24 protein-coding genes are annotated in these 21,861 nt (G+C 34.2%); all 24 read left to right on the top strand.

Annotation, left to right across the window (positions count from 1 at the left end):
* Positions 1–54 precede the first annotated feature (54 nt).
* On the top strand, positions 55–2,616 hold the full coding sequence (locus MHB37_RS12090) for an RNA dependent RNA polymerase (RefSeq protein WP_405169315.1): 2,562 nt from the start codon (positions 55–57) through the stop codon (positions 2,614–2,616).
* A 212-nt stretch (positions 2,617–2,828) separates the two neighbouring features.
* Positions 2,829–3,104, top strand: coding sequence for an HU family DNA-binding protein (locus MHB37_RS12085; RefSeq protein ID WP_405169314.1), 276 nt, complete (start codon positions 2,829–2,831; stop codon positions 3,102–3,104).
* A gap of 454 nt (positions 3,105–3,558) precedes the next feature.
* A complete protein-coding gene (locus MHB37_RS12080) occupies positions 3,559–3,753 on the top strand; it encodes a YonK family protein (protein WP_405169313.1) in 195 nt (64 codons plus the stop codon).
* A gap of 11 nt (positions 3,754–3,764) precedes the next feature.
* Complete coding sequence (locus tag MHB37_RS12075; protein ID WP_405169312.1) at positions 3,765–4,946, top strand: hypothetical protein; 1,182 nt, start codon at positions 3,765–3,767, stop codon at positions 4,944–4,946.
* A gap of 175 nt (positions 4,947–5,121) precedes the next feature.
* On the top strand, positions 5,122–6,045 hold the full coding sequence (locus MHB37_RS12070) for a hypothetical protein (protein WP_405169311.1): 924 nt from the start codon (positions 5,122–5,124) through the stop codon (positions 6,043–6,045).
* Positions 6,042–6,980, top strand: coding sequence for a terminase large subunit domain-containing protein (locus MHB37_RS12065; protein WP_405169310.1), 939 nt, complete (start codon positions 6,042–6,044; stop codon positions 6,978–6,980). The genes MHB37_RS12070 and MHB37_RS12065 overlap by 4 nt, the downstream gene beginning before the upstream one ends.
* A 96-nt stretch (positions 6,981–7,076) precedes the next feature.
* Positions 7,077–7,889: an NUMOD3 domain-containing DNA-binding protein gene (locus MHB37_RS12060; RefSeq protein WP_405169309.1), complete on the top strand. Its 813-nt coding sequence runs from the start codon at positions 7,077–7,079 to the stop codon at positions 7,887–7,889.
* A gap of 151 nt (positions 7,890–8,040) precedes the next feature.
* A complete protein-coding gene (locus MHB37_RS12055; RefSeq protein ID WP_405169308.1) occupies positions 8,041–8,928 on the top strand; it encodes a hypothetical protein in 888 nt (295 codons plus the stop codon).
* A 13-nt stretch (positions 8,929–8,941) separates the two neighbouring features.
* Positions 8,942–10,471, top strand: a complete 1,530-nt coding sequence (locus MHB37_RS12050; RefSeq protein ID WP_405169307.1) for a hypothetical protein — start codon at positions 8,942–8,944, stop codon at positions 10,469–10,471.
* A gap of 24 nt (positions 10,472–10,495) precedes the next feature.
* Positions 10,496–11,695 carry a hypothetical protein gene (locus MHB37_RS12045; protein ID WP_405169306.1) on the top strand — a complete coding sequence of 400 codons (1,200 nt, stop codon included), beginning with the start codon at positions 10,496–10,498 and terminating at the stop codon, positions 11,693–11,695.
* 29 nt (positions 11,696–11,724) lie between these two features.
* On the top strand, positions 11,725–12,207 hold the full coding sequence (locus tag MHB37_RS12040; RefSeq protein ID WP_405169305.1) for a hypothetical protein: 483 nt from the start codon (positions 11,725–11,727) through the stop codon (positions 12,205–12,207).
* 25 nt (positions 12,208–12,232) lie between these two features.
* Positions 12,233–13,351, top strand: a complete 1,119-nt coding sequence (locus MHB37_RS12035) for a hypothetical protein (RefSeq protein ID WP_405169304.1) — start codon at positions 12,233–12,235, stop codon at positions 13,349–13,351.
* A 68-nt stretch (positions 13,352–13,419) separates the two neighbouring features.
* Complete coding sequence (locus tag MHB37_RS12030) at positions 13,420–13,911, top strand: hypothetical protein (RefSeq protein ID WP_405169303.1); 492 nt, start codon at positions 13,420–13,422, stop codon at positions 13,909–13,911.
* A 10-nt stretch (positions 13,912–13,921) separates the two neighbouring features.
* The gene (locus MHB37_RS12025) at positions 13,922–14,317 is read left to right on the top strand and encodes a hypothetical protein (protein ID WP_405169302.1); all 396 of its coding nucleotides are present in this window, start codon (positions 13,922–13,924) and stop codon (positions 14,315–14,317) included.
* Between the two features lie 9 nt (positions 14,318–14,326).
* Complete coding sequence (locus MHB37_RS12020; protein ID WP_405169301.1) at positions 14,327–15,529, top strand: Ig domain-containing protein; 1,203 nt, start codon at positions 14,327–14,329, stop codon at positions 15,527–15,529.
* A 12-nt stretch (positions 15,530–15,541) separates the two neighbouring features.
* On the top strand, positions 15,542–16,054 hold the full coding sequence (locus MHB37_RS12015; protein WP_405169300.1) for a hypothetical protein: 513 nt from the start codon (positions 15,542–15,544) through the stop codon (positions 16,052–16,054).
* 11 nt (positions 16,055–16,065) lie between these two features.
* Positions 16,066–16,539 carry a hypothetical protein gene (locus MHB37_RS12010; RefSeq protein WP_405169299.1) on the top strand — a complete coding sequence of 158 codons (474 nt, stop codon included), beginning with the start codon at positions 16,066–16,068 and terminating at the stop codon, positions 16,537–16,539.
* Complete coding sequence (locus MHB37_RS12005) at positions 16,539–17,252, top strand: hypothetical protein (protein WP_405169298.1); 714 nt, start codon at positions 16,539–16,541, stop codon at positions 17,250–17,252. The genes MHB37_RS12010 and MHB37_RS12005 overlap by 1 nt, the downstream gene beginning before the upstream one ends.
* A 16-nt stretch (positions 17,253–17,268) precedes the next feature.
* Complete coding sequence (locus MHB37_RS12000; RefSeq protein WP_405169297.1) at positions 17,269–18,063, top strand: hypothetical protein; 795 nt, start codon at positions 17,269–17,271, stop codon at positions 18,061–18,063.
* 74 nt (positions 18,064–18,137) lie between these two features.
* The gene (locus MHB37_RS11995) at positions 18,138–18,869 is read left to right on the top strand and encodes a glycosyltransferase (protein ID WP_405169296.1); all 732 of its coding nucleotides are present in this window, start codon (positions 18,138–18,140) and stop codon (positions 18,867–18,869) included.
* 14 nt (positions 18,870–18,883) lie between these two features.
* Positions 18,884–19,885 (top strand): glycosyltransferase, encoded by a 1,002-nt coding sequence (locus tag MHB37_RS11990; protein ID WP_405169295.1) that lies wholly within the window; start codon positions 18,884–18,886, stop codon positions 19,883–19,885.
* Positions 19,882–20,859 carry a glycosyltransferase gene (locus tag MHB37_RS11985; protein WP_405169294.1) on the top strand — a complete coding sequence of 326 codons (978 nt, stop codon included), beginning with the start codon at positions 19,882–19,884 and terminating at the stop codon, positions 20,857–20,859. The genes MHB37_RS11990 and MHB37_RS11985 overlap by 4 nt, the downstream gene beginning before the upstream one ends.
* A gap of 21 nt (positions 20,860–20,880) precedes the next feature.
* Positions 20,881–21,381 carry a hypothetical protein gene (locus tag MHB37_RS11980; protein WP_405169293.1) on the top strand — a complete coding sequence of 167 codons (501 nt, stop codon included), beginning with the start codon at positions 20,881–20,883 and terminating at the stop codon, positions 21,379–21,381.
* Positions 21,371–21,805 (top strand): hypothetical protein, encoded by a 435-nt coding sequence (locus MHB37_RS11975; protein WP_405169292.1) that lies wholly within the window; start codon positions 21,371–21,373, stop codon positions 21,803–21,805. The genes MHB37_RS11980 and MHB37_RS11975 overlap by 11 nt, the downstream gene beginning before the upstream one ends.
* Positions 21,806–21,861: the final 56 nt, after the last annotated feature.

The raw sequence follows: 21,861 nt of genomic DNA, 5'->3' as shown, positions 1-21,861 counted from the left end.
AAACAAGTTCACGTTTATAGTATTGATACAAGCTTTTTCTATAATGAGAATGAAATGACTATACATAGAAGATTAAATAAGAATTACAGATATAGATACTTATTAAAAGGAAAGTTAAATACTAAAGAACTTACTGAAGAATATAAAGAATTATTAGAAGAACGTATATCAAGAACATCTGCCCGTATAAAAAAACTAAAAGAATCACTCTACACAAAGTTTTCATTAAATAAAGAAATAAGACATATTCGTTCAGAGGCCATCAAAGACAACAATATTATATCGGTATTTGATTCAGTTCTTACAAGGACTTTAAAAGTGAAACAAAACAGCCTAACAAAAGATATTATTGTTGTTCAAACATACTTTTTCGATATATTGAAAGACCTTATACATAACGGTTTTATGTTTGAAAATGAAAAATACATATGTTTTACCGCAAGCGCAGGACAGATCCGCACAAAAAAGACAGTCTTCATTAAAGAAAAGACCTTCAATAAGTATCAACAATCATTAATGTGTGGACTGACAGTTAAAAGGATAAATCAACATGGCGGGGTTAATATTAACAAGTATTTAGCCTACCTCGCTCTCTGTAATAGTGCTACGGAGCAATGGTCAGAGTTCGATATTGATAAATCAATTGTAGTTGACGATATGGAAACGCTAGTTCATTCAGTTGTAGACTTTATCGATGATAAAACTTATGAAATCGAAACTAAAGAGATGGATATATCAATCGAGCATACTGATGGTTGTGGAATGATGCTTCCGAGAATTAACAAGGCAAGTATGATGGTTCGTTTGCCTTGGGTAAAAGGTTTGTTAGTCCCCTTCCCTTTTGATAAGTTTATCAGAGAAGAAAATAAGAAGTTGGGAACTACAAAATATGGAGTTGTAAAAGACATCTACGGTAAGGAACACGATCTCATAAATAATAGAATTGAAGTCATTTTCACTAAAAGCCAGTTTAAGATGTGGAAATACTATTCCTCATGGGATGAATATAAGAACTATTATAAAAAGTTCAAATGCCATGCTGGCAAATGTAATGAAGAAGAGTCCTTTATTCGAAATGCCAAGTTAAACTATCAGATGCTTCAGACACTGACAGATATTACTGACAAAGAACTTGAAACCATCAGTAATGATACTATCAACAACATCATTAATGTCGGATCAGATAGGCGCACTATGCTTAAGATACTTGGGGCAAACCAATCGAACATTAATAAAAACTATATTCAACAAGCTTTAGAAATTTATCCAGAGCTATTAAACGATACATATAGCAGAGAAATACTTAAACAAACAAAAAAGAGCATGGTTTCAGCAGCTAAATCAGGAAAGATATCAATTAGTGGCAAATATACTTTTATTTCTCCTGATCTTTATGCTTTTTGTGAATATTTGATTAAAGGCGATAAAAACCCAAAGGGATTAATAGGTGATGGCGAAGTATCGTGCTTTCTCTATTCTGACGATGAAAAACTAGACTGCTTAAGAAGCCCTCATTTGTATCGTGAACACGCAGTCAGAAACAATAAAATCACTAAGGAAATAAAGCGATGGTTTGTAACAAAGAATCTCTACACTAGCTGTCATGATCCTATTAGCAAGATACTTATGTTTGATGTGGATGGCGATAAGAGCTTGGTCTGTAATGACAAAACAATTGTCGAAGTGGCAGAAAGAAACATGAAAGGCATTAACCCACTCTTCTACAATATGGCTAAGGCAGAAGCTCTGCCAATTAATAACGAAAATGTGTACGATGGGTTAAAGTCTGCTTATACTGGTGGGAACATCGGCATGATCAGTAACGATATAACTAAGATTTGGAATAGCGAAAATGTTGATTTAGATGTAATTAAAATACTATGTATGGAAAATAACTTTACAATCGACTATGCCAAAACGCTTTATAAACCAACAAGACCAAAGAATAAAAAGAAATTTATAACCGGATTCACTAAAAGTAAAACTCCCAACTTCTTTATACATGCAAAAGATAAAGATGGAGCAAATGTCGAGCCAGTCAACGATAGTGTAGTTAATAGATTAGGAAAACTAATTCCCAATCCTAGAATTAAGTTTAACGCTTTGAATACTGGGGATTTTGATTATCATCGGTTGATATGTGGCGACTATTGCTATAAATCTTCTGACGAATTAGTGATAGACAAATATAAAGAACTCGACCTAAAAAAGCGTTTCATGGACATGAGACCATCAGATGGTCATTACACTGGCGATACTTTATTTGTATATACTGATATTCGAAACAAGATACTAGAGGTTAATAGCGACGTAACTCATGTTGTAAATGTTTTGGTGGAGTATTTATATAATAAAAAGAAAAGCAGCTATAAAACAACGTTATGGTCTAGCTTTGGTGATGTTATTGTTGATAATCTAAAGAAAAATGTATCTGAAGTTCATGAATCAGAACATCTATTGTGTGAAAAATGCGGCAAAAGAATTGAAGTTAATTCTAATAGAAAAAAATATTGTGAATCATGTTGGAAGATAAAAGAAAAAGAAGATAACAGAAGATACGCACGTGAAAGTATGAGAAAAAAGAGAAATGTTAAGGGTTTAAATATTTCTCGTTAAACATTGATTTTTCAACGTTTAATCACATACAATTTGTATAGATAATGAATTTTTTGTGATTTCTCGTCATAAAAAACGTTGATTTTTCAACGTTTCATAAATAAACATACTTAAAACGTAATGGTGTTTTAGGGAGCATGATGATCTAATTTCCAAAAACCAAGGGATCATCACACTCTCACAAAAAATTAAACTTAGGGAGATATTATAAAATGAATAAAGTAGAACTAACAAAAGCAGTATCAGCAAAAACAGGATTGCAAAATAAAGAAGCTGAAGCAGCGGTAGAGGCTGTATTTGAAACAATTACAGGAGCAATGGCTTCTGGCGATTTCGTAAATGTGCCGGGGTTCGGTAAATTCGATACAAAACCAACAGCAGAACGCAAAGGTCGTAATCCACAAACAGGAGAAGAATTGATTATCGCTGCGGGTAAAAAAGCATCACTGAAATTTGCCAAAGCATTGAAAGATACTCTAAAAAAATAATTTAACCATTAATACATACATAGTGAAAAATGTTAAACGTTTCTTAAGTCGATAAGGTAGAAAAGGTTCTCTACGCGCTTATTGGTGCCGATAAGTAATCAGAGATGCAGGATACGCCGCCCTGCTATCGACTCATATGTATTAACTAAGCCCTGAACAAGGGAAGCGCAAGATGAATCACGTAAGACTAAGAGTGGTAACGATATCCCGGTAAGGGGCGAATGTAGCTGTTGAGAGGGTATATATACCTTGCTTAAATTCGATTGATATTATCCAGAGTAATACCGTTAATCCTTCTCCGTTTAGGAGAACCCCGTAACAATTTAATAGAACATGTCGTCACATTACCGTACACTGTCGTTTCATATAAACGACCTGAGACCAGTAATACGAGGGGATTCATTTCCCCTTTTTACCTAGAAAACATTGAAAATATACTATTAAGGGAGTAACTATGGCTAAAAATAAGGATAGCAAAACAGTCAATCGAACTGGACTATTTAATTTGGATACAATGACTATTACCAGTGAAGACAAAAATGGAACTTATACATTTAACGTTAAATCTCTCCTTCAAGATTTTGATGGCGGGAATATTTCACTTACTGTGGCCTCTGATTTCGAACCGAGCCATCTAATTGAAGAATAGGGAGTGATTAAATGACTCCTACAAGCACTAAAAGGTTATCGTCAGAGTCAATTGACGATTATTTAATTCGTCTTGGTGACAATTTAAATACATACGATTTAAACTGGACTCAAGCTTCAAGATTGCTAAATGATGAATGTGATGAAGAATACTCCGAGAGTCGTTGGAGAAAACGGTATAATAGCTATATTGAATTCAAACCAATTATTCTTGCGAAATATGCAAACAATGAGGTAGTTCAAGAAGTCCGTGATGCTACCATTGAAATGCAAAAAGAAACAGTTAGATTACGCGATCAAAAAAGAGAATATAACCAACTTATTTATAAAGAAGCGAGATTTGAAAACTTAAAAAATCAAATTCGAGAATCAGTATTAGAGTTAAACATTCTAAAACCCCTCTCTCCTCTTTTTCACACATATCAAAACGACTCAAATAGAAAAGCTATCGCCCTGTGGTCAGACTGGCATATCGGAAGTGAATTTAAAAACAGTCTTAACTCATATAATATTGAGGTTTTCAGAGATCGACTTTCTAGGCTATTATACAAAACAATTGAATATAGTAAGAAAAATGAGATCTCAGAACTAATTGTTGCAAATCTCGGAGACATGTTGCATGGTGCTATTCATGTATCGGCTAGAGTGCAATCTGGTGAAGATGTGATCAAACAAATACAGATAGCGGCAGAAAGTATTGCTGAATCATTAGTAGAACTTTCTAAACATCACAAAAAAGTCAAATTCATAAATATCATTGGGAATCATAGCCGTTTGATTGCAAATAAACATGAATCTGTCTTCAGAGAAAATCTTGAATATCTTGTGCCTTGGTTTCTTGAGACAAGACTTAAGGATTTCCCAAATATCGAAATTGTTAAGGATGATGACGGAATCTATGTGGAAGAAATCGAAGGGGAAAAGCATGTATTTGTTCATGGAGATTTAGACCCCGTTTCCACATCCGCAAAGAACCTTCCTCAGTTACTTGGATTTGTTCCAGCGTATATTTACTCAGGACATATTCATCATAATTTTGAAAAGGAATTTGGTAAAACAGAATCAATCGTTAATGGCAGTTTGATGGGAGTAGATGACTACGCCATATCAAAAAGGTATTACGCTTCCCCTATGCAAAAATACATAGTGCTAGATGGATCAAATATTGAATGCACATATAAAATTAAAGTATAAAATCCAAAAATAAAAAGAATTCCTAAGACGACTGCTTCCATAGAATCGCCTTTTTTCTTGTTTTTATTTTTAATATGGGGAGATCCTGCTTAAAGGATTTTTAAACGGGGCTACTCCCTCCCTACCCCATATTATTTATTTAAAAGTGGAGCTTGATTAGAAAAAGGTGATAAAAATGGCAATAAAAAAGGTTGAATCAGAATCTAAAAGCGCAGTAACAAAAATAAAATGTTTAAATTGTCGCAAACTTAAAGCTTCGAGTGCATTTTATATCAATTCAACGCCTTTGTTTTCATCTGATAAATTCGAAGTGTGCAAAGACTGCCTTCAAATCCACATCGGAAACAAAGATTCAGATGGATATATCGATAGAGTCATTCAAGTCTTGGCGACAATGGATAAACCATTTTTTCAGGAAACATGGGAATTGAGTAATGAGGAATGGTCAAAATATATACCTCAAGTTTCCTCTCTCTCTCAATTTAAGGGCAAAAAATTCTCAGATAGTATTATGAAGAAACCAATAGTCTCTGAAGTCGAATTTATAGAATCATTAGATGGTGCATTCGCAATTCCACCAGAGGAATTGCTACAGTTACAGCTTAAATGGGGCAAAAAGGGTTTTGAGGCTGAGGATTACATTTTTCTTGAAAACGAATATCATACTTGGATTAATTCTTATGAATGCGACTCTTATGCAATGGAGATGTTGTTTCAGGAAATATCTCATAAAAGGCTTGAAATAAAAAAGCTTAGAGAATCTGGTAAATCCACTGATAAAGAAATGAAAACTCTACAAGATCTTCTTGGATCATCTAACATAAAACCTGTGCAAGAAACCGGAGCAAACTCTACGGAACAATCTACTTTTGGGACACTCATCAAAAAGTATGAGAATGAGCGACCAATTCCTGAACCTGACGAGGCATGGAAAGATGTTGACGGAATAAAAAAATACATACAGGTATGGTTCCTTGGACACCTCTGTAAGATGCTAGGGATTAACAATGATTATGCGAAACTATACGAAGAAGAGGTCAACAAATATACAGTTGATACTCCTGATTATGATACAGAAACTGATGATGGTTCATTATGAGTGGATATAAGAATTATCAGGTAACTCGAAACAAAGCTCATAAAGGCAACAATATTTTTAACAATGGAAGAAACTTCAATAAAAATCCAGATAAAAGTGAAAGATTAATGACTGGAATAGGTATTTGGACTAGTTATTATCGCTCTAATCCGCACAGATTTGCAAAAGAATATCTTGGGATCTCCTTAAAACTATTTCAGGTTATTCTGATTTTCATGATGAACTTCTCCAATTACTTTATGTATTTAGCGAGTCGTGGTCAAGGCAAGACCTTTCTTACATCTATTTATTGTGTAATACGGTGTATACTTTGGCCTGAAACTAAAATTGTTGTAGCATCCGGTAACATGAAACAGGCAAGAGAAGTTATAGAAAAGATATCTGATCTGCGCACCAACTCCCCTAATCTTGCCAGAGAAATAAGTGATTTATCCACATCTGCCAATGACCCTAAAGTCGAATTTCACAATGGTAGCTGGATAAAAGTTGTCGCCTCCAATGAAGGAGCAAGAAGTAAACGTGCCAACTGTATAATTGTAGATGAGTTTCGAATGGTAGACTTAGATATTATTAATAAAGTTCTCCGCAAATTTCTAACTGCCCCTCGCCAACCCAAATATTTAAACAACCCTGAATATTCACATTTACAAGAAAGAAATAAAGAAATATACCTATCTTCGGCATGGTATCAGTTTCATTGGTCATGGACTAAGCTCAAAGCATTTGTTAAATCTATGACTAATGGTAAGAACTACTTTATCTGTGGTCTACCTTATCAGTTAGCAATTAAAGAAAGTTTGCTGATGAAAGAACAGGTTCTTGACGAAATGTCTGAAGATGATTTTGATCCAACTGCGTTAAACTTAGCGCCATATAGCAGCAATGTTATATGCAAACTCGGTGAACTCTATTACCCAGAGGTGTGTTACTTATAGTAATGCTAACGAGGAAACCCTAACGTAAAGCCGAGGGCAATCTCGTGCCAAGCTTTATTTATAATCCATTATCCCCTCCCCACCCTTTAAGAAGAGGTGAAACAAATTACTTCAAATATATACATAATTAAAAATATTATTAACGATATGTTATATGTTGGTCAAACTATTAACCCTGATTTGCGATTTAAGCAACATATAATAGATTCTTCTAAAAAAGAGCACTCATCCATTTTTCTTTATAACGCCTTTAATAAACATGGAATTGAAAATTTTCAATATACGATCATTGAAAAAAATGTTCCATTAAAAAACGTGTCGGAAAGAGAAAAGTATTGGATTAAATACTTAAATACAAAACGTCCATTTGGATACAACTTGACCGATGGCGGCGAAGGTACTTTTGGTTACATTCACACAGAAGAAAGTAAAAGAAAAATGAGTGACAAAAAAAGGGGGAAACTCACTCACTTCCAGTCTACAGAAACGAGACAAAAGATATCTAATGCGAATACTGGTAGAAAAATTTCTAGAGATATAGTTGACAGATTGAGACATCAAAAGATCGGAAAACCTGTCTCTCCTGAACATAGAGAAAAAATCAAAAACTCCTTAAAAGGTAAACCTAAAAGTCCTCAACATAGTTACAAACTAAAAGAGTACTGGAATTCTTTAGACAGTAACCAGTTTAAAAACAGAATTAATCCTATGATTGAGGCACGGAGTAAAGAAGTAAATATGATTGACATGAATACAAAAAATATATTAATTACTTTTAACAGTATGAGAAAAGCTGCGGCGTGGATTAGAGAAAACACTAATCATATTAAAGCTTCTCATACTCGAATATCTTTTGTTTGTGGGGATACAAACAAAAGTGCATATGATTATCATTGGGATTATAAATAATGAAGGTGTAACGACTATCCAGCAATGGAGTAGGACAAATATTTATGGGTTACTGTCCGAAGTTCCGAGTATCCCGCGTAAAACTGGGATAATGAAATAGTCTACGCACATGGAAACATGTGATAAACGTGTCAGTATGGAAATGGGTTGTATGTTCTTTGGTGAATCAGAAAAGGCATTTTATAAACTGAATGATATTCAAAAGTGCAGAACTATGGTTAAACCATTTTATCCTCTTACAACTATTGAATACGCTAAATCCAAAGATAAAAAAAAGAAGTCCACAAAACAAGATGGCGAAATAAGACTTATTGGTGTAGACGTAGCCATGATGGGTGGCGAAGAAAACGACAATACAATCTTTACTTGTATGCGACTACTTCCAAATGGAGAGTTTTACTCAAGACAAGTCCCTTATCTTGAAAGTATGTTGGGCGCACATTCTGAAAAGCAAGCTATACGTTTAAAGCAAATCTTTTATGATTTTGAAGCAGATTATGTTGCTATGGATACCTCTGGTAATGGAATATCACTATTTGATGATTGCAGTCGAATACTATATGACGAGGAAAGAGATATTGAGTATCCTGCATGGACTGCAATGAATAACGAGGAAATGAAAAATAGGGCTTTGGACAAAAATGCTCTCCCTATCATCTTTTCTATTAAAGTTACAAAAGCTGAATTAAATCATGAGATTGCAATGAATCTTAAAACATCATTTGAGAAGAAATCTTTAAAACTTTTAGTTGGTGATGTACAGGGGAGAGAACATCTAATTGAGAAGTTTTCATACCATTCTAAGTCGGTAGAAGAACAAATACAACTTATGAAGCCCTATATTCAGACAACAATACTTGTTAATGAGATGGTAAATCTTGAATATGAAATAAAAAATGGATATGTAAAATTATTTGAGGTTGGTAGAAGCCGAAAAGACAGATATTCAAGTTTGGCATATTGTAATTATTTCGCAAAAACTCTTGAAGCCAAACTTAAGAAACAAGATGAATACGAATTTCAGTTTTTCTTTAACTAGGAGGTGAGTAATTTTGATTGAAACGAATGAAGATGCTCCCTCATATGAATGGAATTCAAATTTACGTTCTTTTGAGTTATTTGTTAATGAGCATAATGAAATATCAAATCAAAGAATTAAGCGTTGGTTAGAACAACCTATGTTGTACCATCAAGAGATAAGAAATTTATCAAGAAGGATGTATAATGCGAATGGTGTCTACACCAATGTTATCGATTATATGTCCGCCCTACCTACTCTAGATAGTATTGTCTTTAGTTCAAATAGAATAAATCATGAAACAGTCAAGTCAAATACAAATAAATATAAACAAACTCTTAAGAAAATAAGAGACAAAGAAACTATAAGAGATGCAATCAGAAAAGCAGCTATTGATGGTCTTGCATTTTACTACTTCAATAGCGAGTCTAGTTCTACACTTCCAAGTACTTTAAGTGATTATGATATCAATCAAATAAGTGAAATCAATGATTTTGATTTTAACTGTGCCTTAACGCCACTTCCGGCTGATTATTGCAAAATAATTGGTACAGTTAACTCTTCATATGTTGCTGCATTCGATCTTTCATACTTCGATCAATATATGGGAAATGGTCGTTCACTAAAATTAAGAAGATTTCCAAAGGAAATCCGTACTAAATATAACGAGTATAGAAAAGATACGAATAAGCGATGGGCTGTTTTGGATAATAAAAGGACAGTCACTATAAAAGTAAGAGCAAGCATAGAAGAGCAATACGGTAGACCTCTAGGTTTGGCAGCTTTCATAGACATGCTTTATGATGACTATTTTACTGATTCAAAACGTGGTGTTTTAGACGACAATAATAATCTCATCATATATCAAACTTTTCCTGAAGGAGCTACCAAAGGAACTTCCTCTTTGACTAACACACAACAAAAAGAACAGCACGATAACGTTAAAGGTGCATTATTTGCACGAGGAAATCGAAAGAAGGTTTCTTTTTTTAGTGTTGCCTCTGGCACAAAACTTGAGAAAGTAACTGCGAATGTGGATTTATTGAAAACTAATTCAGAAGACGCTTTAGTAAAAAAGATAGCAACTGATCTTGGATTTGCTGGCTCTGCCCTCAATGGTGAAGACTCAAACTTCACTAGTCAAAAAATGAATCTTGACTTAGTAGCTGCTGAGATATTTTCATGGATTGAACAACTTCAAAATGAATTTAACAAAGTAATTAATGAAAATATAATCCAAGATAGAAAAGACTTTGTTGAAGTTTACTACCTCCCCATTACCTATATCAATAGAAAAGAAACTATTGATAACATGAAGGAACTTTATACGCTTGGCAGAGGCTCATTAATAGCATGGATAAGCGCCACAGGATTTAAATCTGAGGCTTATTTAGCCTTAATGGATTATGAATTAGCAGAGGGATTTGAAGAAAAATATAAGCCTCATCTTACATCATTCACTGCAACAGACCAAGAATCTGGTAGACCAAGCATCGATAATCCTACAAATGAAAATACCATAAAATCCAAAACAAATAACTCGAATAGTCGTCCAAAGTCCTGATATGGAAGGAGGTGAATTAATAATTTGAAGAGTTCTATTTTAGAATTGTCTCAAAAACAGAATGCCAGTGGCAGGCGATATATTCGATGGGTCGTACATGAAATCCAAAACGATGACTCTCAATGGAATAAAAATGGGATAAGTTGGAGCGAGAAATATGTACTCAGTAACATAGAAACCGCCAAGAACATGCCAATAGTTGTTCAATTCCTCGATTACAATAAATCGGAACCATGGGGTCACGGTTATTTAAGTGAAGTCAAAGGTAAAGAGCCTATCTTTGAAGATAGTGTTGTCGTAGGCGTTACTACTGATGCATCCATTGAAACTGTCGAGGTTAATGGAAAGTCCATACGAGCATTAGTAGCTGAAGGATATATTTTTGAACAACGCTACTCTGCTTTTGTTGATTGGCTAAAAACTGAGATGTTTGATGGAAAGTTCCCAGAAACATCTGTTGAGATTTGTGTTAAAAAGGATAGTGATAATGAAGTCATTATTTATGACGGTGGTTGGAAAGAAAAAGGTAGAGTCCCGATGATTTATGACTATTCGGGATCTGCTATTTTAGGTATTGAACCATCAGATGATAATGCGATCCTTTTAGAACTTAATAGTAAATATAATAAGGAGGACAAAATGTATAAAACAGAAAATGCTCTGATTGTAGAGTTGAATAATAAAATTGAAACAAAAACGAACGAAATCAACACGCTTAGTAATAAAATCGTTGAGCTTGAAGGTGTAATTTCAAAGAAGGATGAAAAAGTCACTGAACTTAATGCTTCGATGACGAATATTCAAAATAAATCTGATGAAGATTTGAATTTAGTAACCAGCGAACTCAACACAGCGAAAGAAACTCTTCTAGAAAAAGACAATGAAATTTCCACTTTAACTTCCGAGATTAATGAATTGAAGAAGTTTAAAAAAGAGGCAGAAAACAAAGAATTGATTGCTGAACTGAACGATGCACTCAAGGATTTTACTGAAAAAGAAAAGGAAACTGTCAAATCTAAAATTGAAACTTTTAGTGCCGAACCAACAAAAGAGAAAATTAATGAAATTGTTTCCGAAGTGAATTCTTATATCACAAGAACAATTCTTGAAAGTCGTAAAAACAAAGATATCAAAAATGAATCAAATTCGGTTGCTGATGTTTATGGTGATGTTATGGAACTAAATAACGATAAAACACCTATTTCATATGAAGAACTTTACTAAGAAAAAATACATATTGGAGGAATTAAAAAATGTTTAAGTTTGGTACAATCGGCGCATTCAAACAGGTGCGTAATAACCCACGTACAAAAGCTGTAATTCAATTGAAAAATGGTTCTGTGGTAATTCCTGACGACTCTACGGGTCTTGCACCAACTCCAGCAACACCAACAATCGCAAAAGGCAAAGATGTTCATGTTGTTTGGAATATTATCGATAAACCTGAAATCCGCAGTTTTAGTGATTTCGTAATTGAAGCCGGAGAATATGTCAGAGCATTCAAACTGGCTGATCTTGCAGATCTCCCAGTTGAACTTTCTTACGATATTGTAAAAGATGATTTTGGTACTGTGCCAGTTGGTGCTTACTTGGTTCCTTGTGACGCTGAAGATGATCCTTCTCAAGATGGTAAATGGAAAATGTCTGCTGCAACGGATTACGCAGTCAAAATTAAGGTTCTTGAGAAAACCACCTTTGGAGACAAGGGATTTTATGGAAAAGTAGTAGTACAATAATACATACTAAGGAGAAATATATATAATGGCTAATATCTTCGAACTAAATCTAAATAATGCGCGTAAAGATTCTGAATACGCAGTTAACAGTAAATTGGGACACAATTCTCCCATTGTTGAAATCTTCTCTGCTTTGGCTACAGGTAAAGATGTATCCAAGTATGGAAACAAAGTCGATACAACTATGAATCGTATCAAGGAGCTTTGTGCAAAGGCACACAATGGTGATTTTGGTGCTAAAGCTGAATTTAACAGTATTGTTAGATATGCTCTTGAACCACATCTTCAGACACAAATTCAGCTCTTTAATTTCATGGGTACGTTCAAGGAAATCGGATACGATGAACAAGCAATGGTTAAGACTTATAAACACGAATCTATTCGTAGCAATTTCCAAGCATCTCAGGGTGATCCTACATTCGGTACTCACGTATGGGAAGAGTATCCAATTCTAACCAAAACAATATCTAGCGGTTACGCTGTTAATTACCGCGAAGTAGCAAGTGGTAATCTTGATAAAATTTCTGAGGGTATGCAACAAGTTCAGGTTGATATGATGAATAAAGCAATGCTCTATGTTATTCACACTCTATATAATGGTATCAAGAATGCCCATGGTGTTAAATACTTCGCTGAAAACTCAGGCATTATTAAAGCATCTGTAGACGATATTGTTAAAAAGGTTCGTCGGTTTGGTCGTCCATCTTTGACAGGTGATTACTCGGTTGTTTCTCAACTCAACTCTTTTGCAGGTTTTAAAGCAGACCCAACAGAAGCCAAAAATACATTCCTTTCAGAAGCAGTTATGAATGAAATTCGTCAAACTGGTCTGCTCTCAACTTATAACGGTAGTGCAATCGTAGAAACTCCAAATCAATATAACCTCACTAAATTGAATGCGGCTGGAGATAACTTTGATACTTATTTGCCTGAAGGTTTATTGTTTGTGATCCCACAAGCAGCAATTGCCCCATTGCAAATCTTTAAACGCGGTGGTCTCACATCTATGTCTGGCAACGATGTTATCACTGGTACTGAAATGACTAGATTTGATATGGAAATTGGTGCTGATTTGGCTAAAGGTCGTGAATATGAAATCGGTTTGATTTCTGATACCAATTTTGAGGTTGAACAAGTCGGTTAATTAATAAACATAAAATAGTGCGAGTGTTTTTCGCTTGCACTATTAATTTTATAAAAGGGAGAATTTTAATGTCTGAAGAATTAACTCAAGAAAATATCAATCTCGATGAGAAGGTTTCTGTAAAGAACCTGTGTGGTTGGGATGTATACTTTTCGCGAATCAATAGTCAAGGTGATGTAAAGGTTGCCTCCAAAGGAATCGTAAGGCTATCTCGTGAAGAAATTCAGTCCCAAGTATATAACGGCAACAAACTTTTTACAGGTAAAGATGGGAACGGATCTCATGCTCGATTGTTTATCGATGATAAAACGACTCGGTTGCTGATTGGCTTTGACAATGAGGATTCAAATCAAAAAGTATTAGATAAGGCTGCTCTTGTTGATATTTTCAAAATCAAGGGTAAGAAAGAATTTGAATCTACTATTCAAACGAATGTTGAAACCCAAGCTGAAAAATTCGCAGCAATCCAATATGCCAAAGAGATTAACTTTAATGATTTGGCAAAAGTCAAATTTCTTGAAGATTACACAGGTTATAAATTTGATGACAACACCAAGTAGGTGAACTATTATGCCAACACAAATTGATTCTGTGCTTAATAACTTTTATTCCAGACCACAATCAAAAGTCATTTTAGATGACGGTCTCGTTAGACAGTTTCTAGATAGCGCACTCTCTGATTATGAATTGGAACTACATTCACTTGATTATGATGCTGATAAAGAAGAATTCAATTCTGTTCTGAGCAGAAGCTCAATTAATCAGCTAGGAGGTCTTATGTATAGATGTTATCTAAGCAGAGAGTTGGATAGAGTTTTGAAGTTGACTAATATTATTGGTAAGGATATTGGGCTGACTGGAATGGGCGATGCAAAAAGAACTATGCAGTTAAGGCTAACCAATCTAGAAAATGAGATTTCAAATAGATTTAATAAGATGAAAACTAACTCTTATTATGATGAGTAGGAGGATTAAGTGTCAAAATCATGGTATTTAATGAACTCATCAAATGACAGGGTAAGCGGATTTGAATTAGATGATTTCGCCTTATATGCGACAAGTGGGTTTGATGAATTGCTAGAATATTCCCCTGAGTCTTATGAAGTGCTAGTAAATAATGTCGCAAAAAAACTAATTATTCAGACAAACTCAAAAGAGAATACTTATCAGATTTTAGGGAAGTTGAATGATTTTTATGAAGGTAATCTAGTACTATGGAATAATAAAAACTACTTAACAATGACTCGACCTCAATACAATAAAATGTATCAGATAAGTAAAATTGAAGAATGTAACTTAATTCTAAAATGGATTGACGAATTTGGAGAGGTACAATCACATCCGTCTGTTCTTTCCTCTAAAGATACCAGCATCAATGTTAAAGATGGAAATATAATGTCCGTTCCTGATGGATTCAGAAAAATTTCATTACAAAACAATAAGTACAGCATTAATATAAAAAGAGATATGAGATTTATTATTGGTAAAGAATCATATAAAGTTACAGATGTTGATTATATCAGTACGGCTGGAATTGTGAAGTTAGCACTTAATTCATCTGGCGATCTAAATATTGCAAAAGACAATCTAGACCTAGAGATAGCTGATTATTATGAGCGCATTGCAAATTTCAAGATAGAAATTGTTAATGGTACTTTTGCAACAATAAGAGAAGATCAAAGCTTGCAACTAAATATAATTGTTACTAATAAAGATACTCCTCTGCCCTCTCCTGCCCTTTCTTATTCGGTAAGTGACGATACAGTTTTAAGTATATCTTCTGAAGGATTAATCACCCCTCTAAAATTAGGATCTTCCATTATTACCATTACCTATAAAGATACATCTGCTCAAATTGAAGTAAGAGTAACGGATTCCACTGCGTACTCGTATACTTGTGAAATTATTGGTAGCAACGAAATTAAAGTTGGCAGAACTCAAACATATACAGCAAAGTTCTATCGAAATGGTGTTGAGTATCCTGATGAAAGTAGATTTTCATTGGCTTCTGAGGATGGAAATCAAACTACATTAGCAACAATTTCAACACAGAATTCTTCCGAACATGCTTGCTCTGTAGTTGCTGGAAATTCAGTTGGATATGTCTGGTTACATGTAGTGAATCAAAATGGGCTTTCAATGTCTAAAGTAAAAATTAAAATAAAACCGTTATATTAAGGAGCGTGAAACATGAGTCAAGCAATTGTTCGCTTTGGTGAACTTAAAGTAGATTCTTTTGTGCAAGGTGTTGTTAATAATTGGCTCATTTATAGTCCTCTTCCCTACGCTAAACAACATTCTAGTGGATTAGATGGAGATGTAGTTATCAGTGCGACACCAACAACAGAGATTATCGATGCCGATTTGGATGTAGCTATTGATTCTCAGTATGCGTATGCATACAGTATTGCAACTGACAACAAATTGAAAGTCGCTTTCGATAAAACAAAACATCCAGACAAAGGTAGTGCCTTAGAGGCATTGAAATGTATTAGTATTACATATGAACTTGGCCATCTCACACCAAATGGTGGACTATATATCGCCATCTTCAGAAATTCACTTGGTGAAGAAATTCATCGAACAACTCCGATGCCATTAAGTCAATGTACTACTGTAATTTCAACATTCAATGATACTCGACAAATTGACACAGGTGGTTACTTGAAGTGCGAGGTAGTTCCAGACTTCGTTGTTAACTGAGGTGAAGATGATTGTCATTTCTCAAAGAGATAACAGATTATAAAAACACTGTAATAAACAGATTATTAAGCAATCAGGATTTATGTAAAGCTCTCTTCTATAAAGACGATAATTTTCTTGAAAAAGAAAGCATTGCATATACTGATGAATTAATCTATGAGAATATCTATCCCCATCGATTTATCCCCGAGACAACAGCAGAAACCAAAACTTATATAACCATCTCTTGTACAGATTATAGACCTGTTGGCAGAAGCTTTAAAAATGGACAACTAGGAATCTATATGTTCACCCATAGAGATCTGTTTAAAACTGATTATGGCTATACCCGTATGGATTATATCATGACTAAAGTTGAGGAATTGATGGATGGCATAAGAGGAATTGGATTAGGAGAACTAGTCTTTGCTGGGTTAAATGAGTATGTAGTCAATGAGAAATTCCAAGGATATGTGCTCACATATAGACCTGTGGATTTTAAGTAATGATAAATATAGATGAATCCATAGAGTTAAAATTTCTTCATGGTCTTCCTGTAGAACTTTATGGTTTAAATATATCCTCTCCTATCATAAAAGAAATTATTAAGGTCGGATATTCTTCCTATAACAAAGCCCTTTCTTCCTTACTTTTAGATAAAAACAATATTGCAGAATTAAAGAATCTAGACCAATCTAATTTAGAATTAATTATCTACTTTTTTGAAAGAGATCCCTCTTTTAAAGAAGCCTTTTCGCTTGGAATAAAGTTGATGTTTGACGAATCTGTATCTGCATCTCTTAATGAATATTCCATTTCCTTGCAAATCGGAGAAGTGAATATTACAGAAGAAATGCTTTTTTCAATTCAACAGGTAGTTAAATTTGCCAATAAGGTTTCTGACAAAACCGAAGAAGAGGAGTTTAATCCTGCAAACTCTAAAGCCGAGGAGTTTATTCGGAAGATAATGGGGGATCGAGCAAAGAAACCCCAAAAGAAACCTGTGAGCAACTTTCATAGTCTAGTATCTAGCTTAGCTTGGAAACATGATTTAAGAATACTCGAAGGTAATTTGTCAATTTATCAGTTTTATGATGGTTATTATAGATTAGAAAATATTAATCATTACAACAACATAATGACAGGTATATATTCGGGAAATATTGACTCAACAAAAATAAAAATCCAAGAAAATAATTGGGTTAAAATTATTACATAACGGAGGAGTTATATAAATGTCAGTAACAAACCGGTGGGCAATACGAGACGTTGCCACTGCATCATTTTTTGATCAAATCACAAAAAAACTCAGAGCGCGACTTGATAGTTTAAAACAATCTGGTCTAGAAAACTCTGCTGATACGGTATATAGTCAGGGTGGCAGCGGTAATCCGAAACTAGTTGGTTTTTCTGGTAATAAAGCCGCAAAGTTTACACTTCAAGATGCTTTATTCACAAATGATCTTATCGCAATGCTATTAGGTACGGAAGTTTTAACGGCAGCTACACCAGTAACAGTAAATAATATTCTTACCGTTAAAAGCAACTCTGTAACGCTGGACTACACCCCAAGTAAGACAGGAACACTAATCAGTGTTAGCAAGTATCTCCCAGATGGGACAATTGGAGAGAGCTATGAATTTAAGTCCACAGCTCCCTCCACTGGAGAATATAGCGTATCAGATAAAGTTGTAACATTTGCAGCAAACGATTTAATTGATGATGAGAAAGTCATTGTTTATTACAAGACTATGGCTGGTGCGGACACAAAACAAATCAAAGCCCAAACTGACAAGTTCGCAGGAAGTTTTGAGTTAATTTTAGATGTTCTTGTTCGTGATGTACTTACTAAAAAGGATTATGCAGCTCAAATCACCATTCCATCAGTTAAACTTGAAGATAACTGGAATATGGAAATGGCTCCTGATGGAGATCCTGCTGTACAAGATATTGTTATGGAAGCTCTTGCAGTACCGGGTTCTAAAGATTTATATACAATGTACATCTTTGATGAATCTGATCTGATTTAATTTAAGAACAGCATATATGCGGTTGGGTAAATATGCCTAACCGCTTTTTTTTTACTTTTTAAAGGGAGAAAATCATGAATGAATTACCTGTTGTTACAATAGCGGCTCCAATCAGAAATAGAGAATTTATTCTAAATCAATACCTTGATCATATTTTCAAAATCAAATACCCAAAGAAAAAAATCGAACTAATCTTTCTTTTAAATGATAGCACTGATCACAGTGAAGAAATATTAAGAACATTCAAAGATAACCATCGAAACAAGTACAGCCGTGTCACAATTGAGACATATAATAGATACGTACCAATTGATACTCGCTCAACTAATATAAGAGATAAACACATTTATAATCATTTGAGTGTATTAAAAAATTACATTATGTTCAAAGTTAAGACCGAGAAACTACTGTTTATCGATTCCGATATTTTAGTCCCTGATAGTGTAATTAAAAATCTACTCAACGCCGAAAAAGATATAGTTTCGGGACTAATATATAATGGCTACATAGTTGATCCAGAGCGACCGTATAAATATCCAAATATCATGAAATTAATTGACAAAAATAGTTATGAGCATATAACAAACCGTTCAATAAAAGAAGCTCCATATAAAGAACAACAATGCTTAATAAACATTGATTTAACAGGCGCAATTTGGATGATTGATAAAAAAGTCTATAAAAAAGTTAAGTTTGGGTATCATCCTCAAGGGGAAGATGCCTATTTTTGTGCAGAGGCGCAATCTTTGGGCTTTGAAATATGGTGTGATTTGGGAACATTCTGCACGCATGTAATGGAAAAATAAAAAGGGAGACTTTTATGAAACAAAGAACAATACTTTATCCATGCACATTAGATTGGGATTTTTTAACACAAAGACCACAGCAAATTGTTAAACAGTTCGCCAAAAACGGCTACAAAGTAATTTTTTGTAATAACACTCAATCAAACAAACCGCCAGAAGAAGTGGAGCCGAATTTATTTGTCTATTACAACTGGCAAGACGTATTAAATAAAATTAAATACAAGCAATTAAAGATAGACATTTATTATTACACGTGGGCAAAATCTGCTCAATACATAGAAGATATTAAAGCAAAATTAAATATTTATGATTCTGTCGATAGTTTTAGTGCGTGGTATGAATATGAAGATCAGGCAATCGAAAGTGCAGATATAGTACTCACTTCTAGTCAATTTCTTTATGAAATGAGAAGTAAAAAACATAAATATGTTTATTTGATACGGAATGCTTGTCCAGAAGATTATATTAATAGACCTTCGATTATCCCAGATGAATTTAAAGATATAGATGAACCCATTGTTCTATTTAGTGGAGCAATCGGATCTTGGGTAGATACTGGACTGATTAAAAAAGTAGCAAGCAAATACAAAACCTTTCTAGTTGGTAAAGAATTCGGAAAGGCTTGCCCATCCAACGTAATTAATCTAGGAACTAGAACGCATGATGAACTGTACAATTATTATGCAAATTCAGACGTTTGTCTTTTGCCATTCGATACATCACAAGAAGTTACTCAGGCAGCTTGTGCAATCAAAATGATTGAACATATGGCTGCGGGAAAAATAACTGTGGCTACAGAGTGGAATGAAACGAATATTTATCCCGACTCTGTATTCACTGGAAAAACAGACGAAGAGTTTCTTGAACAAGTTGATAGAGCGGTGATTCTGAGTAAGTCAGAGTATCATAGATCGAAATCCTTAGAGTATGCAAAACAGAACACTTGGGAGAACAGATTTAATGATATAGCCGAAATCATTGAGAATTACTATTCCAAGGATGGTGTTTCTGTTTGAGTAAAAAGCTTAAAATCCTTTTCACAAACAATGTGCCTTTAATAAGAATGGGGATATCATCAGGATTTAAAAATAACGGTCATGAAGTATTTATTATGGAAGATAAGTTTCAATTATGGGATAAATCCAAAGAAGAACAAGTTGAATTATTCAAAGAGGCAATTGAATATTTTAAACCGGATATTTGTTTTAGTGAGTGTTTTGCTAATTTTGCGGAAGGCATATTCGAGTACACCAAAGAAAAAGGTATATTCCATGCCTTTTTCTCAATTGAAGATACTCCTTTTGATCATTGGATAGGAGATTATTGGTCTGATTACTCAGACTACACCTTTACAACCACTGCGGAGTGCTTACCCAATTACTGGAACAAAGGGAAAAAAGCTGAACTGATGACGTTTGGATGTAATCCCTCCTTTCACAAATCAATAAAGGGAAATATAAATAAAGATATTGTTCTTGTAGCAAATAATTATGAACGAAGATTTAAACAAACAAAAGAGTATATCCTCCCTCTGGTTCAAAAAGGTTATGACATTGATATCTATGGAAATGAGTGGTGGGTTGATCCATTTAAGGAAGTAAATCTATGTGGCTCTAACAGCTACAATGCCTATAAGGGCTATATGGCTTATGATAACCTTCCCCTCCTCTACTCGTCATCAAAAATCGCATTAGGACAAAACCTCGATGGGAATTCCATTACTCAATCGTCAATGCGAATGGTTGAGGTCTTGGGCATTGGTGGGGCTTTACTTGTCTCACCTTATACAAAAGCACAAGAATACCTATTCAATGATCATATTTATCTACCGAAGTCAGGACAAGAAATGACAGATATGGTTGATGAGATATTAACTATGACAGATAAGCAAAGAAACATTAAAGCTAAAAAAGCGCAGAGATATGTTTATAAATATCATAATTACGACCTGAAGGCAGCTAGGGTGATTGAGGTGTTTAATGGTCAGTAAATAATGGGAGTGAATTGATTAATGGCAAAACTTACAGCAGCGAAAATTAATAAATTAAATAAAGCACTAGATAAGAAGCGAAAGATTTATATTCTTGAAGATAATGACGAAGTGAATATTTCTGTTGAGTTCAAAGAGTCGTTAGTTGAAAAGGTGATAATGGATTATATTTCGATCCTCGAAAAAATAAATTCAGCACCTGTTATTACAGATGAACTTCTTCGTGGAACTGCTGGTATTCTTCATCTCTTCATTTTGAGAGAGTTTTCCGATGTTCCAATGATCCCGAAAACTAACGATGACATCCAAAAGCTTGTAGATGTAACTCATGCCCTATACGACACAGGAATAATGGAAGCTGTGATTGAAGGATTTGATCATGAACAAGTGCAGAAAGTTTACTCCAAATTGGATGCATCAAGTAAACGTGCTGGTGAGTTAATGGGAGAATTAGCATTTAAACAAACCATTGAAAATACTCAAGAAGAAGAAAAAGAAGAGACATTATCTGATGGAATTTAAAAGCCTAAAAGATTTAGAAAGATATCTTAATAAGCAAATTGCTCAGTCTCTTAAGAATGATGTTGGCAAAGGTGTAGCAAGGGAAAAACTTAAAGAAAACATCGAATCCGAAGTTTACGATAAGTATGATCCGGTTATGTATGAGCGTCAACGTGAAAATGGTGGTCTACATGATGATAAAAATATTATCGTTGAGATGATTGATAACAATACTGTATCAGTAGAGAGTCACCGTATGGACGGAAATAGAAATGTTGGAGTCATTGTTGAAACTGGCGTAGGTTATAACGAAGATTGGTCTTTCCCCTATACCCATAAAGGTAGACCATTTACTGAAGTCACAAGAGAAGAACTGATGAATGACGGTTCGGTTGAACATGCATTGATGAAAGGTTTGAAGAAGCAAGGTTTAGATGTTCAATAATAAATATAAAAATAGTTAATTAAAAAAAGTAAATCTAATTGTGGGAGTGATTAATC

The organism is Paenibacillus sp. FSL H3-0286 (genome assembly GCF_045040705.1).
GTDB classification, from domain to species: domain Bacteria; phylum Bacillota; class Bacilli; order Paenibacillales; family Paenibacillaceae; genus Paenibacillus_AQ; species Paenibacillus_AQ odorifer.
This window is presented reverse-complemented; position numbering and strand designations above follow the sequence as displayed.

What these genes read in the sequence shown, in the direction of transcription:
- MHB37_RS12090 (WP_405169315.1), top strand. Translation starts at nt 55, where the DNA reads ATGACTATACATAGAAGATTAAATAAGAATTACAGATATAGATACTTA.
- MHB37_RS12085 (WP_405169314.1), top strand. Translation starts at nt 2,829, where the DNA reads ATGAATAAAGTAGAACTAACAAAAGCAGTATCAGCAAAAACAGGATTG.
- MHB37_RS12080 (WP_405169313.1), top strand. Translation starts at nt 3,559, where the DNA reads ATGGCTAAAAATAAGGATAGCAAAACAGTCAATCGAACTGGACTATTT.
- MHB37_RS12075 (WP_405169312.1), top strand. Translation starts at nt 3,765, where the DNA reads ATGACTCCTACAAGCACTAAAAGGTTATCGTCAGAGTCAATTGACGAT.
- MHB37_RS12070 (WP_405169311.1), top strand. Translation starts at nt 5,122, where the DNA reads ATGGCAATAAAAAAGGTTGAATCAGAATCTAAAAGCGCAGTAACAAAA.
- MHB37_RS12065 (WP_405169310.1), top strand. Translation starts at nt 6,042, where the DNA reads ATGAGTGGATATAAGAATTATCAGGTAACTCGAAACAAAGCTCATAAA.
- MHB37_RS12055 (WP_405169308.1), top strand. Translation starts at nt 8,041, where the DNA reads ATGTTCTTTGGTGAATCAGAAAAGGCATTTTATAAACTGAATGATATT.
- MHB37_RS12040 (WP_405169305.1), top strand. Translation starts at nt 11,725, where the DNA reads ATGTTTAAGTTTGGTACAATCGGCGCATTCAAACAGGTGCGTAATAAC.
- MHB37_RS12035 (WP_405169304.1), top strand. Translation starts at nt 12,233, where the DNA reads ATGGCTAATATCTTCGAACTAAATCTAAATAATGCGCGTAAAGATTCT.
- MHB37_RS12030 (WP_405169303.1), top strand. Translation starts at nt 13,420, where the DNA reads ATGTCTGAAGAATTAACTCAAGAAAATATCAATCTCGATGAGAAGGTT.
- MHB37_RS12025 (WP_405169302.1), top strand. Translation starts at nt 13,922, where the DNA reads ATGCCAACACAAATTGATTCTGTGCTTAATAACTTTTATTCCAGACCA.
- MHB37_RS12015 (WP_405169300.1), top strand. Translation starts at nt 15,542, where the DNA reads ATGAGTCAAGCAATTGTTCGCTTTGGTGAACTTAAAGTAGATTCTTTT.
- MHB37_RS12005 (WP_405169298.1), top strand. Translation starts at nt 16,539, where the DNA reads ATGATAAATATAGATGAATCCATAGAGTTAAAATTTCTTCATGGTCTT.
- MHB37_RS12000 (WP_405169297.1), top strand. Translation starts at nt 17,269, where the DNA reads ATGTCAGTAACAAACCGGTGGGCAATACGAGACGTTGCCACTGCATCA.
- MHB37_RS11995 (WP_405169296.1), top strand. Translation starts at nt 18,138, where the DNA reads ATGAATGAATTACCTGTTGTTACAATAGCGGCTCCAATCAGAAATAGA.
- MHB37_RS11990 (WP_405169295.1), top strand. Translation starts at nt 18,884, where the DNA reads ATGAAACAAAGAACAATACTTTATCCATGCACATTAGATTGGGATTTT.
- MHB37_RS11980 (WP_405169293.1), top strand. Translation starts at nt 20,881, where the DNA reads ATGGCAAAACTTACAGCAGCGAAAATTAATAAATTAAATAAAGCACTA.
- MHB37_RS11975 (WP_405169292.1), top strand. Translation starts at nt 21,371, where the DNA reads ATGGAATTTAAAAGCCTAAAAGATTTAGAAAGATATCTTAATAAGCAA.